Annotated in this window: 13 protein-coding genes, 1 tRNA gene and 1 pseudogene; 1 reads left to right on the forward strand and 14 read right to left on the reverse strand. The window is 38.6% G+C overall.

The annotated features are described in order from the left end of the window. The 5 genes and pseudogenes from ACYVLS_RS10055 to ACYVLS_RS10075 all read right to left on the reverse strand — a co-directional run. Positions 1–122 (reverse strand): annotated as a pseudogene (locus ACYVLS_RS10055) (MarR family transcriptional regulator); the annotation flags it as partial. A 143-nt stretch (positions 123–265) separates the two neighbouring features. Next, on the reverse strand, positions 266–619 hold the full coding sequence (locus ACYVLS_RS10060; protein ID WP_460324137.1) for a DUF2187 domain-containing protein: 354 nt from the start codon (positions 617–619) through the stop codon (positions 266–268). A gap of 90 nt (positions 620–709) precedes the next feature. Next, the gene (locus ACYVLS_RS10065; RefSeq protein ID WP_460324139.1) at positions 710–1150 is read right to left on the reverse strand and encodes a MarR family winged helix-turn-helix transcriptional regulator; all 441 of its coding nucleotides are present in this window, start codon (positions 1148–1150) and stop codon (positions 710–712) included. A gap of 107 nt (positions 1151–1257) precedes the next feature. Then, positions 1258–1818 (reverse strand): CDP-alcohol phosphatidyltransferase family protein, encoded by a 561-nt coding sequence (locus ACYVLS_RS10070; RefSeq protein ID WP_460324141.1) that lies wholly within the window; start codon positions 1816–1818, stop codon positions 1258–1260. A gap of 218 nt (positions 1819–2036) precedes the next feature. Continuing rightward, complete coding sequence (locus ACYVLS_RS10075; RefSeq protein WP_460324143.1) at positions 2037–2498, reverse strand: hypothetical protein; 462 nt, start codon at positions 2496–2498, stop codon at positions 2037–2039. A 137-nt stretch (positions 2499–2635) separates the two neighbouring features. Between ACYVLS_RS10075 and ACYVLS_RS10080 the strand changes: the two genes are divergently transcribed. Further along, positions 2636–2709, forward strand: a tRNA-Arg gene (locus ACYVLS_RS10080). Between the two features lie 102 nt (positions 2710–2811). On the opposite strand, the gene glnA (ACYVLS_RS10085) is transcribed toward ACYVLS_RS10080, so the two are convergent. The 9 genes from glnA (ACYVLS_RS10085) to ACYVLS_RS10125 all read right to left on the reverse strand — a co-directional run bounded on the left by glnA (ACYVLS_RS10085) (position 2812) and on the right by ACYVLS_RS10125 (position 13416). Then, positions 2812–4158, reverse strand: a complete 1347-nt coding sequence (gene glnA, locus ACYVLS_RS10085) for a type I glutamate--ammonia ligase (protein WP_460324145.1) — start codon at positions 4156–4158, stop codon at positions 2812–2814. 349 nt (positions 4159–4507) lie between these two features. Further along, the gene (glnA, locus tag ACYVLS_RS10090) at positions 4508–5848 is read right to left on the reverse strand and encodes a type I glutamate--ammonia ligase (protein ID WP_460324147.1); all 1341 of its coding nucleotides are present in this window, start codon (positions 5846–5848) and stop codon (positions 4508–4510) included. A gap of 159 nt (positions 5849–6007) precedes the next feature. Continuing rightward, the gene (locus ACYVLS_RS10095; RefSeq protein WP_460324149.1) at positions 6008–6283 is read right to left on the reverse strand and encodes an HU family DNA-binding protein; all 276 of its coding nucleotides are present in this window, start codon (positions 6281–6283) and stop codon (positions 6008–6010) included. Positions 6284–6513: 230 nt separating this feature from the next. After that, positions 6514–7827: a ribosome biogenesis GTPase Der gene (der, locus tag ACYVLS_RS10100; protein ID WP_460324151.1), complete on the reverse strand. Its 1314-nt coding sequence runs from the start codon at positions 7825–7827 to the stop codon at positions 6514–6516. A gap of 117 nt (positions 7828–7944) precedes the next feature. Next, positions 7945–9339 (reverse strand): 30S ribosomal protein S1, encoded by a 1395-nt coding sequence (gene rpsA / locus ACYVLS_RS10105; RefSeq protein ID WP_460324153.1) that lies wholly within the window; start codon positions 9337–9339, stop codon positions 7945–7947. 97 nt (positions 9340–9436) lie between these two features. After that, positions 9437–10114: a (d)CMP kinase gene (gene cmk, locus ACYVLS_RS10110; protein WP_460324155.1), complete on the reverse strand. Its 678-nt coding sequence runs from the start codon at positions 10112–10114 to the stop codon at positions 9437–9439. A gap of 27 nt (positions 10115–10141) precedes the next feature. Further along, complete coding sequence (locus tag ACYVLS_RS10115) at positions 10142–10861, reverse strand: LysM peptidoglycan-binding domain-containing protein (protein WP_460324157.1); 720 nt, start codon at positions 10859–10861, stop codon at positions 10142–10144. A 67-nt stretch (positions 10862–10928) separates the two neighbouring features. After that, positions 10929–12368 carry a RecQ family ATP-dependent DNA helicase gene (locus ACYVLS_RS10120; protein WP_460324159.1) on the reverse strand — a complete coding sequence of 480 codons (1440 nt, stop codon included), beginning with the start codon at positions 12366–12368 and terminating at the stop codon, positions 10929–10931. Next, entirely contained in the window at positions 12361–13416 is a 1056-nt protein-coding gene (locus tag ACYVLS_RS10125; RefSeq protein ID WP_460324161.1) for a helix-turn-helix domain-containing protein, read from the reverse strand. Before ACYVLS_RS10125 ends, ACYVLS_RS10120 begins: the two co-directional genes overlap by 8 nt. Between the last annotated feature and the right edge of the window lie 221 nt (positions 13417–13637).

The raw sequence follows: 13637 nt of genomic DNA on the forward strand, positions 1-13637 counted from the left end.
TGCATTTCTTTTATTGAAACATCTTTAAATTGACTCGTCTGCAATGTCCGTTCCTCGATCATCAATACATCATTGAATATAGATACAAGGTAACTGTTTATTTCGTTTATCTGCGGTTCCACATCAGCTCCTCCTATTCAGTTATTTTTGTTTGATAGTCAAACTGTTTGACATTCAAAATATTAACTCACAAATTTACATGTGTCAAGAAAAAATAGTAAAAAAAAAAGACAATCCACGTATATGTGGCTCGTCTTTATGTTGTTCAGTCATCCATCTGATTTTTAAATCCTTCAATATCCTTAAAGTTTACTACCGTTTTTTCTTCAACTAAATCATGCATTCTTTCAGCTGAATGATTCCAGTTGATTCTAACAATGGCACTGTTTGTCAGTAGCTTTTCAATTATCCCTTCCATCGGTTCATCACGGAAAGAGAAAACTATTTCATCTCCGACATCAGGCCTTAAATCTTCTTTAATTGATTCAATAATTTCGACTGCTTCTTTATAGGGTAAATCCAATAAATTAGCAATACGGGAGTTGCTGGCCCCTTTTCGAAGTTCAGTCTCTACTAATTGCTGGACTTCAGCTGTAATTTCTTCTTTAGCCACTATCATTCCCTCAATTCTTTATTAAATATTAAACTCCTTTAATCATTATACCATAAAAGTATAAATATAGCGAATTGAGGTTAATAGCGAATAATATTAATCTAACAAATCAACAGCTTTATAGCCTACCTTTTTTAATGTATCCTGAAGAATCTTAATTTCTTCTTCTGAACACTCTTCGAATAATTCCGCAATTTTCATTGCATGTTTAGGGAATACATCGTCCATTAACTGCTTTCCTTCTTCCGTCAGTTCACAGAAGGTCACACGCCGATCAAACTTGTCAGCAATACGATTTACATAATTTTTTTCTTCGAGACGATCGACCACATAGGTAATACTGCTTGAGGCCAACAGGATCTGTTTCCCTATCATTTGAATCGGCTGTCTGCCTTTATTGTATAAGAGCTCAAGTACAGAAAATTCAGTAGCGTTTAGACCATATCGTGACATGTCATTTTTCACTACTTTTTCGACACTTGAAGACGCTCTAAATAAAATTGTTAACGCCTTTAACTCTTCTTTGTTTTCACTCATCGAACTCACCACCATTTCAATTTACCTGACCACTTTAAAGTGGGACCGGTTTTAAAAAAACTTTAACTCACTGTTATTTTATAATTTTACTGATTAAACTACCTTTATCAGCTGGCATCTTTAGATTTATGCAGAGTCTGAAATAAACGACTATAATGATAAAGGGCTCTTATCTGAAAGTAGCTTGCGAACACAACAAGAAATATAATGGTCGCTTCATTTAAACCTGGGAAAAAAACTGCCAGAAACATTGTCAAATAAAAAACAATGGTTGCTATTTTCCCATACCATTTTGAACCGTCAAGAGTAATGTCTTTTTTATACAGTCGAATATTCTCAATGAACATATATGTTTCCTTAATTAAAAACAAGGCTAGTAAAAGGCTAAATACAGGCCAATTGAACATTAATACTGCCGCAACAGCAATTTGGGTTAGTTTATCCGCTATGGGATCTAGAAGTTGGCCTAATTTAGTTCCCTGATTAAACCGACGGGCTATAAAGCCATCCAGTGCATCTGTAGCTCCCGAAACAACTAGAAGGCCTGTAGCAAACGTATATTCACTCTGGGTTTGTGCAGAAAGGTAAGCATAGGAAAAGAAAGGAATCAGCCCGAGTCTAAAATAAGACAGTATATTAGGAATAGTAAACCAGTCTTTTTTATTCATATATCGGCTTCCTTTCAAATAAGACTTCAGCCAACTCAGCGCAAGCAAAGGCAAGCTGGCTGTTCAAAGCATTCAGCAATACAAGATTGCCATATAACACATTATATTTCTACTGTACTAGTATACTTAAATATATTTTGAATAGCAATCAGGAATGGTGAAAGCCAGCTTATTATCACTTTTTGCATAATAAGCTGGCTTTATTAATTTAAATAGCCCTATTTCCCCGCTTGAGGATTAGGGTTATCCGGATTAAAGTTGTCTTCGTGGTTTTCTGCGCTGGAGTCTGGATCCTCAATATCCACTCCAAAGCCTGGCGCATGTAGTTCTACATCTTTACTTGAACCGGCCTTGTCTATTTGTTCATCATCTGAAACCTTTTCTGGTGTATGCTCGTTGTTATCTTTTTGAAGCACAACATAGCCCCCATTTCTTAAAACATCATCATACAAATCTACATCACTTTTATCAAGTCCATGGTTATTTAATGGTTCATTGTCTTCAAAATCACTTTCTTTCACTGTCTCTATTTCAGTTGGTACCATTGATTTTAAATCAGACGCGTGTTCTTCAAGTGTCACAACAACCAAATTATTGGCATGAAACGCTCCACTTTGAATAAAATTCTCCAACTCGGCTACAAGATTTTCCACATTTTGGTGGGCTGTTACAAACTTCATAGAGTCGACCTCCTTTAGTTTTCTACTTTATATTTTACCAAAGCTTTTTAAAACTAACCAACAAAGTAACTTAAAAATCAAAAAAGAGTATTGACTTATGACTGAATAGATTATATAATAAATTCTGTTGTTATAAAGTTCCGGTAGCTCAGCTGGATAGAGCATTCGCCTTCTAAGCGAACGGTCGGGGGTTCGAATCCCTCCCGGAACGTATTATAAGCATTCCTCTCCTTATAGTGGACAGGGTGCTTTTTTTCTATGTAAAAATCCGGGATGCGAGAGAGTTAATCTCGTGCATCCCGGATTTTTCAAATTAATATAAATGCAGGTAGTTTTCTTTTTCCCACTGACTGACTTCTGCTTTGTATGAATCCCATTCTATCATTTTTGATTTCACAAAATTAATGTAAATGTGATTTCCTAGAGCTTCCTTAATTGTTTCATTTCTTTTTAATGCTTTTAATGCGCTATGAAGGCTGGTTGGCAGTGAACTGATTGACTGTTCTTCCAGCTCAACTTCATTCATGTCGTAAATATTATCATTTGTTTCTTCAGGAGGCGTCATTTCATTCTTGATTCCATCAAGTCCTGCTTTCAGCATAACTGCCAGTGCAAGATAAGGATTCGCCATCGGATCAACTGATCTGACCTCTAAACGTGTAGATAAGCCCCTAGAAGCTGGTATTCTTATCATTGGTGTTCGGTTTGAGCATGACCAGGCAATATATACCGGGGCTTCATATCCTGGTACTAAACGCTTATAAGAGTTAACTGTCGGATTAGTAATGGCTGTATAGGCAGGTGCATGGTGCAGTAGACCGGACAAGAACTGATACGCTTCAGTACTCAATTGTCTTTCGTCAGCTTCGTCAAAAAAGGCATTCTCTTCTCCTTTAAATAGAGACATATTACAATGCATTCCGGACCCATTAATACCAAACAATGGTTTAGCCATAAATGTTGCGTGCAGACCGTACTTACGAGCTACAGTCTTGACAATTAGTTTAAATGTCTGGATATTGTCACACGCTTCTACAGCATCTGCATATTTCCAGTCAATTTCATGCTGACCTGGTGCAACTTCGTGATGACTGGCTTCGATTTCAAAACCTAAATCTTCCAGTTCAAGCACAATATCCCGTCTGCAGTTTTCTGCCAGATCGGTTGGGGCTAAGTCAAAATAACCGCCTTTGTCATTCAGCTTTTCAGTAATTTCATCATTTTCATTTAATTTAAATAAGAAGAATTCAGGCTCTGGACCAAGGTTAAATGAGGTATAACCCATTTCTCGTGCTTCGTTCATCATTCTTTTCAAATTTGTACGAGGATCTCCTAAGAAAGGTGTCCCATCAGGATTAGCAATATCACAAATCAGTCTTGCTACACGACCTTTTTTAGAAGAATCAGTTTCCCATGAGAACACTAGCCAAGTATCCAAGTCCGGTATCAGATACATATCCGATTCTTGAATTCTGACAAACCCCTCGATGGATGACCCATCAAACATCATTTTACCGTCCAGAACTTTTTCAAGCTGGCTCACTGGTACTTCGACGTTTTTTACTACGCCCAGTATATCCGTGAACATCAATCTTAAAAATCTGACATTTTTCTCCTTTACTTCCTGATAGATTTCCTCTTTTATAAGTTTACTCATCATCTTTTCCCCCATCTATACCACTTCTTATTATGCATTCATTATCACTGATAATAAAAGCACTTTTGAATAGTACCACTAAGGAGAATGATCAACAAGCCCAACTAAACAACTTGTCGAATTGACTGATAAATACTTAATAATCTAAAGTATTTGCCTATCAGAGCTCTGATAATTAACCTTACGAGGAGCTGTCCCCGCATATCAGAGGCTTATTCTATTAGGAATTTCTGATTCTATGCGTGTCAGCTCTTTAATAGAAGATTAGCTGATTTGTTCCGCTTATAAAGCAAAAAAACTGCTGCAGATAGTAGGCTGCAGCAATTTTTTACTGGTAGTATAGTTTTCAGAATTAATACAGTTCAAAGTATCTGTCTGTTTCCCATTGTGAAACAGTTTTTACATAGTTCTGCCAGTCAGTGGATTTAGCAGCGGTAAATCGGGCAAATATATGCTCACCTAGGCCATCTTTAATGACTTCATCTTTTCCTAGTGCGATAAGAGCCTCATTAAGATCTTTAGGCAATGATTGAATATTATTCTCGTCACGTTCAATCTGATCCATATTGTAGATGTTCTTATTCACTGGTTCAGGCGCACTTTTAGCTTCAGCTATCCCTTTTAATCCAGCTTTTAAGAGAACTGCTAATGCTAAATAAGGATTAGCTGTCGGATCGACACTACGCAGCTCCACACGTGTTGAATTGCCTCTTGAAGCAGGTACCCTTATAAGCGGTGTTCTGTTCGTTCCTGACCATGCAACATAAACAGGTGCTTCAAAACCTGGAGTCAGACGCTTATAGGAATTGACTATTGGGTTACATACAGCGGTGTAAGCTGGTGCGTGATCCAACAGACCGGCTATAAATTGATAGGCTGTAGCACTTAGCCCTTCTTTTGAATCTTCATCATAGAACACGTTTCCTTCATCATTAAACAGCGACATGTTGAAGTGCATACCGGAACCGCTGATATTCTCAATCGGTTTAGGCATGAAGGTAGCATGCAGGCCGTGCTGTCTTGCTACTGTCTTGACAATCAGTTTAAATGTCTGAATATTGTCACACGCTTCAACGGCATCGGCATATTTCCAGTCGATTTCATGCTGTCCAGGAGCAACTTCGTGGTGGCTGGCTTCAATTTCAAAGCCTAATGCCTCCAGTTCAAGAACAATGTCTCTTCGGCAATTTTCAGCCAGATCAGTCGGTGCCAGGTCGAAATAACCGCCATTATCGTTCAACGTTTTACTTGGTTTGCCGTTTTCATCTAATTTAAACAGGAAAAATTCAGGTTCTGGTCCTAAATTAAACGCATCGAAGCCTAAATCATCCATTTCTTTTAAAACTCTTTTCAGGTTATTTCTTGGATCTCCTGCAAAGGGGGATCCGTCAGGCATATGAACATCACAGATAAATCGTGCTATTTTACCGTCATTATTTTCTAGATTCCATGGGAAAATTAGCCAAGTATCTAAATCGGGGTGCAGTTTCATATCACTCTGGTCAATTTCTACAAATCCGTCAATAGACGAGCCATCAAAGGCCATCTCATTATCCATAACTTTATCGAGCTGGCTGATGGGTACCTCTACATTCTTTATAACTCCATCAATATCTGTAAACATGAGACGTAGAAATCGCACATTCTTTTCTTCTGCTTCCTTTATTATTTTACTTTTAATATCTGTGGACATTGTCCATTCATCATCCTTTTTTTGCCTAATAGGCTTTTTTTTACACATTTAAGGGTACTAACTTATATGTTATATGTCAAACGAGAAGACTCAAGAGAATTTTTCACAATAAAAAAAGTCGAGATCAATTGATCTCGACCAAATAAAAGCTTTCACTTTTTATTTTACAGCATCTTTCAATGCTTTACCCGCTTTAAATGCAGGTACTTTGCTTGCAGGAATCTGGATTTCTTCCCCAGTTTGAGGATTGCGTCCTTTACGTGCAGCACGGTCACGTACTTCAAAGTTACCAAAGCCAATTACTTGAACTTTTTCACCATCAGCAAGTGATTCAGTGATTGTTTCAAAAACCGCTTCTACTGCTGCAGTTGCATCTTTTTTAGTAAGATCAGCGGAAGCTGCTACTTTTTCGATTAATTCTGCTTTATTTGCCATCGTATTCTTTCACCTCCTCAAAAGAAGATCGATTCGATTCAATAAGGATATTAAATCGATATCTTACACCATTCTTTTGTAATTAAACATAATGGGTGAAATAGTCTAAACTTGACATTTCAATTAAAAAGATACCATAGAATCGTTGATACTGCAATGCTTTTGTTCAAACTCTTAGCAAAATAAGTTAATATCGTTAGCTGAAAACATTTTACTTGACTTATGGAAATCTATTTCCTTCTACGCGGAATAATACGAATAGGTGTTCCTTCAAAGTTAAAGGTTGCTCTAAATCTGTTTTCCAAGAAACGCGCATAGGAGAAGTGCATTAATTCCGGATCATTAACAAAGATTACAAAAGTTGGTGGCGAAACTGCCACTTGAGTCGCGTAATAAATCTTCAGTCTTCTTCCTTTATCCGTTGGTGTTGGATTAGTTGCTACCGCATCCATAACCACATCATTTAAAATGGACGACTGAATACGCAAGTTACGGTTCATAAACACTTCTTCAATCTTATCCGGAAGCAAATGCAGACGTTTTTTCGTCAATGCCGAAACAAATACAACAGGAGCATAACTCAGATACTGGAATTCATCTCGGATATCCAGCTCGAACTCTTTCATGGTATTTGTTTCTTTTTCTACGGTATCCCACTTGTTCACGACAAGAATGATCCCTTTGCCTGCTTCATGAGCATAGCCGAATACTTTCTTATCCTGCTCTCTTATGCCCTCTTCAGCATTAATGACACATAAGACGACGTCGGAGCGTTCAATCGCTCTCATAGCCCTTAATACGCTGTATTTTTCTGTGTCTTCATAAACTTTACCCTTTTTCCGCATTCCGGCAGTATCAATCATGACAAAGTCTCTTCCATCCTTTGTCTCAAAACGCGTGTCTACGGCTTCTCTTGTCGTACCGGCAATATCCGAGACAATTACCCGTTCTTCACCAATAATGGCATTGACGAGGCTGGATTTCCCTACATTAGGCCGACCAATAATACTGAATTTAATGGTTGATTCATCATATTCTTCTTCAATATCATCCGGAAATTCCTTGATTACTGCATCCAGGACATCACCCAGTCCTAATCCGTGTGAGCCTGAGATTGGATAAGGAGTTCCAAGACCTAAAGAATAAAATTCATAAATGTCATTTCGAGTTTCTGGATTGTCGGCTTTATTGACAGCTAGGATCACCGGTTTACCTGATTTGAACAGAATTGGAGCCACCTGTTCATCTTCATTAGTCATGCCCTCTTTTACGCTGGTTATCATTATGATAACATCCGCTTCTTCAATTGCAATTTGTGCCTGATAGCGAATTTGAGCATTGAGTGGTTCGTTCTCCATAGTGATGCCACCCGTGTCAATGAGTGAAAATTCTTTTCCAAGCCATTCGGCGTCGGCGTAAATCCGGTCTCTGGTGACACCGGACGTATCCTCGACAATCGATATACGTTCACCCACGATTCGGTTAAAAATGGTGGATTTTCCTACGTTGGGTCTTCCTACTATTGCTACTGTTGGTTTAGTCATTCATGCACCTTCTTTCCACTAGTTGTTTATTAAAACAGTCACACCCAACCAAGACAGGTGCGAGCCCTGTTTCAGTTGGGTGCGGTAAGATATTAATATACCTTTACACTGTATCAGTTATTCGTCGTCGTCAGTCATAAAACCGGACAACTGATCGCCAATCTGGTCACCTAGAGTAAAGGCACCATCTTCCTCTTCATCTCGTAGAGAAGGCTGCTTGACTTCAGGTCTTTCTTCCTGCTTGTCTTTTGCATCTTCTTTAGGTTTTTGATGTGATTCACTGTCTTCAGTCAACGCTTTAATGCTTAAAGAAATACGCTCTTCAGAAGGGTTGACACTGAGAACTTTAACTTCAATCTCTTCGTCTTTGGCTACAACTTCATGAGGAGTTTCTACATGCTTGTGAGCCATTTCAGAGATATGCACAAGACCTTCTACACCTGGTTTCACTTCAACAAAGGCTCCGAAATCTGTTACACGCTTAACGGTCCCTTTGGTTACAGTTCCTGGGGCAAGTTCTTCTTCAATATTATCCCAAGGTCCAGGTAAAGTATCTTTAATGGATAGAGAAATACGTTCCTGTTCTTTATCGACCTTAAGAACTTTAACATCAACTTTATCGCCTTTTGATAATTTGTCTTTAGGATGATCAATACGCTCGTGTGCAATTTCTGAAATATGCACCAGACCGTCAACGCCACCAACATTGACAAATGCACCAAAGTTAGTTAAGCGGACAACTTCACCAGATACTACTGAGCCCTCTTCCAGGTTATTCAGTGCTTCTTCTCGCTCAGCTGCGTGTTCTTTTTCAAGCAGAACTTTACGGGATAGAATCAGCTGACGTTCATTTGGATCGATTTCAATAATTTTGAACTCGTAAGTCTGTCCTTCAAATTGATTCAAGTCGCTTACAAATGATGTATCCATTTGTGATGCAGGAACAAATCCTCTAACACCAAGGTCTACAGTCAATCCACCTTTAACTACTTTAGATACAGGCGCTTCAATAACTTCATCGTTATTGTATTTTTCCTGAAGCTCTTCCCAGACTTTTCTCTGGTCTACACGTTTTTTGGAAAGAATGAAACTTCCCTGTTCTTTATCTTTGATGTCTCTTAAAACGACCACATCAATAACATCGCCAATTGCTACGATATCAGATGGATGATCAAAGCGTTCGCCAGCTAGTTCTCTCGGGGGAATAAGTCCTTCCTGTCCGCCACCTAAACCGACTATGACTTGTTTCTCATTGTCGATTGCGAGAACTTCACCTTTCACTAAATCTCCAGGTGTAATGTCTACAACATCTTTCATGACATCTGACATAGATTCTGCTTGGTCTGCGGAAACTCCCGGCTGAACCTCTGCATCCTCATTATCAGCAATTACATCTTCTGGAGAAGTCTCAGCTGGTGTATTTACCTGAACCTGCTCATTGGCAGTTTCAACCGCTTCATCAGTTGTTACTTCTTCTTTTTCAACATCATTTCTATTTTCTTTTTCTGTCATCTTTGTCTGCCTCCCAATACCAAAAATTCCTACATAATAATTGTACCGAATATGAATTTTAATTTCCACTAAAACATATTCACACTTTATTACGCCTTTACTTTAACTTAGTGCTAATCAAATTTTCGATTGTTTCAACCACTTCATCAATGGTTAATTTAGTAGTATCAATTCTCACCGCATCATCCGCTTGCTTAAGTGGGGATGTATCACGTGTGGAATCTTTGTAATCTCTTTCAGCTATGTCTTTTTTCAGCTGTTCCAAATCAGAAAAGATACCTTTGCCTTTATTTTCCTTGTGTCTTCTTTCCGCGCGTTCTTTCACACTCGCTACCAGGAAAATTTTCAGGTCAGAATCAGGTAAAACGACCGTTCCGATATCTCGGCCATCCATAACAACTCCATTGTTTGCAGCCATCTTCTGCTGTCTTTTCACCATTTCAGAGCGAACTTTCGCATGCGCTGCAACTATGGAAACTGTATTGGTTACGTTATTCTGTCTAATATCTTCCGTCACTTCTTTTCCATCGATAAAGACACGCTGTCCCGCTTCAGTTTTCTCAAAAGAAATCACAGTATTCTCCAGTAAATTGAGCAGTGCTTTTTCGTCTTTTATATTGACATGATCTTTTAAAGCTTTATAGGTAAGCGCACGGTACATCGCCCCTGTATCCACATAAATTAAATTTAAATCAGTTGCTATTCTTTTAGCCACAGTACTTTTACCCGAAGATGCCGGACCATCAATTGCTATCGTTAGACTATCATTTGTCATTCTTCTCACACTTTCATTATACATAGATTATTTTACCCTCAGTTCCTGGCCGACATAGACAGTTTCACTATTCAGGCCATTCAACTGCATTAATTCTTCAGTACTCAATCCGTGATTTAAAGCAATACGGTACATATTTTCCCCCGCACTGACAATATAGTACTCAGCTTCCTGACTTGATTCCGTTTGAGACATATTCTGTTCCGGTTCCGGTTCTGGTTCTGGTTCAGATTGTGATTCAGGCTGGCTGGCTTGCTCATCTGCTGTAGAATCATCCTGAACCGTACTTTCCGGGGAAGAAGCTGTTTGAGTTGAAGCAGAATCAGCTGATTCTTCCGTTTCTGAAACAACTTCCGTATCTTCCATTTCCGGTTCAGTATCTTCTATTTCTTCCTCTTCCTCTAATTCCTCGTCTTCTTCTAACTCATCTTCCTCATATTCCTCATCTTCGTCTTCTTCTAATTCCTCATTCGCTTCTTCGTCTTCAACCAAAGCGACTTGTTCGACAGAAGGTGACGAGGGACTTTCAGATAAATCTTCTCTATTTAAAAACCAAGCATATGCTGATATAGGTAAAATAATTAATAATGCCAAAAAAATAACTGTGACGGTCAATATAGGTGAAATGCCCTGTTCTCTCTCACGTTTGGCTTTTCTGGACATCGGTTCATCTTCAGTCAAGTCCGCTTCTTCATCAAAACGCTTTGACCAAAGTTCCTCCATAGAATCCCGATCTTTTTTACTCATAGTCATACTCCTTTCAATCCACTCAGATGTTATTATATCATAGAAAAAGCCTGTTGAAAGCCGGTGTTCATAAATTAAATAACATTTTTATCTGATTGTACCAATTTTGTTCATTACTCTGTTGAATAGTGTCCGCCAGCTCAGACGAAAAGGGTAAAGTCAGCTCACTAGTACAGTTTGAACAGCAGCCTTGTCTGCGCTCCTCAACGGATTCATTAAAATAATCTAACAGGTTTTCTCTTAAACAGTTTGCTGATTGAGCGTAGTTAATTAGTGTCCGCAATTGGCTTGTTTTACTCTTCAGTCGTTCCTGAATCAGGTTGGCGGCCTCAGTGTACGATAAATTCTGATTGATGAAAAAGCTGGCCAGATGAGCTTTGTGATCATCCGCTAACTCTTTAAGTTTGTCCTGATGTCTATACGCAAAAGCCAGTTCATCAGTCGTTGGAAGACTATCCTCCTGAAGCCGCATCTGGATGTATTCGTCTCCTTTTTCATAAAGCAGACAGGCAACCCCGCCTTTTCCGTCTCTGCTGCATCTACCGATTTCCTGAAGATACATTTCCGGACTTGAAGGCAGGTGGTAGTGAATGACAAAGCGGATATCTGCCTTATCAATTCCCATTCCGAAAGCACTGGTAGCACAAATTATATGGAGCTGATTGTGAATGAACTGTGATTGAGTTTTTCTCTTGTCACTGGTGGACAAATCACTATGATAGCTTTCGGCTGAACGGTTTAATTTATTTCTAATTAAAGCAGCTACCTGATCTGCTTTCTTTTTGCTTGAAAAATATACGATACCTGCTCCGGCCAGCTGGCTTATTAGTTCCAGCAGCTGCTCATCTTTGTCTCCTTCAACTTTCCTGACTCTCAGCTGGATATCAGGTCGGTCAACAGAGTAGACAATTTCTTTTACATGCGAACCGATATTTAAACTGTTAATAATTTCTTGTCTGACTTTGCTGACTGCCGTTGCAGTCAAAGCCATTGTCAGTGGATTGCCAAGTGTAGTCCTGATTTCTCCGAGTTTTAAGTAATCAGGTCTAAAATCCATCCCCCAGTGGGAAATGCAGTGGGCTTCATCAACTACCATCAAGGAAATATTTATTTTCTTTAACTTGTCTATTACCTGACTTTGCTGGAGCATTTCCGGTGAAGTGAAAATAAACTTATATGCATGAAGTTGATTAAGTGTCTGGTGTTTTTCTTTATAGGTCATAAAACTGTTGAGCGCCACTACTGACTTTTCGCCATTTTTTTTCATGTTGTCCACCTGATCTTCCATTAAGGATAAGAGAGGGGTGACTATTAACGTATGCCCCGGTTTCAGATAAGACGGCAACTGATAACACAATGTCTTTCCCGTTCCTGTTGGAAGCATGACTAAGGAATGAACGTTATTCATTGCCGCCTCAACAGCCGCTTCTTGACCAGGGCGAAAAGAATCGTAACCGAATTTAGTATACAAAAGAGATAACCGTTCTTTATTTGCCTCTTCAGTCATTCATTACACGCATCCTTTCAATTTCCACCAGGCGATACCAGAAAAACTCACATTCTTTTAGCGTTTCCACTGCTTCTTTAAAGGTCAACGATGGATTCGTTTCAAATAAGTCGTTCAAGTCACGATAAACATCAATTGGAATAAATAAGCTGGCAGGCATGTCACCTTTTACCAGTACTATTTCTAGTATATGTTCTTTGACTGTATTGGGTTTGATTCGACGTTTATTCGAAATGGCCTTGATTGTCCAGGACTCTTTAATCAGCTTCAAAGTGACTGCTGCACTTTGACTCAACCCATAATTATTTAATCGATGAACTTCTTCAATAAGGGAACTTATAGGTGAATCAGTCTGGTATAGCTGGTCAATCATCAGCTGCATCAGATGATTCATAACAAGAGATAGTTCAACTGTAGATAAGTTATATTTTTCAGATAGCTGTCTGTTTGTCAGTCCTTCTTTATTATATCCTACGAGCTGATCAATTAAGAGACTACGATACTTATCAGGCAAATCTTGCAAAAAAACAGTAAATGTATCTGCCCATAATTGTCTGAGTTCTTTTCTTGCTGTTTGCTGATTTTTAAGCCAGCGCTTGACTACTAACTGCTCTTCTTTATTGCTGGTATACGGAATATATTGCTTATTCTCGTAAGCTATTTCAGACAGCACTTGAGAAACGAATACAAACCAGTTCCAAAATACTTGGCGTGTCTGAGCAAATTCCAGAGACGAGATGTCTTTGAATATTATAGTTTCTTCTGTAAACTCTTTCTTTCTAATTTCTCCTAAAGAAGTTCCAGTATAAATCCCCTCTTTTTTTGTCACATAGTTCTGTTGAATTAATCTATGTAACACATCTTCCCACTCTACTGTTGACAAAGGACACCCTACATTAAACAGATTTTGAAGATGGTTTTTTTCAGCCATAAACAGATTGGAAGGCGTTCTTTTACCAGCACTAATTAACATCAGCTGATTGACTTTCACAGCTGTGCGTTCAGAAATAAGATAATTGACATAGTCCATCAGCAAAGGCTGGTTCATATAATCACCTTTTCTTAAAGAATAAAACTACTTAAAGACACTGTACACTATTTTATTGAAAATAATAAGGTGCTAATAAAAAAAAAGCTACAATAATAAAAAAAGCTTCGGCTACGCCTTCGCCCTTTTTGGGATAGTGCGTAGCCTTTACTTTTTGAGTTCTGAATAATCATAGATAATACCGTGAACACTCTTATAATAAACAGGTACCATTTCATTTC

Source organism: Alkalibacterium psychrotolerans (assembly GCF_054784355.1).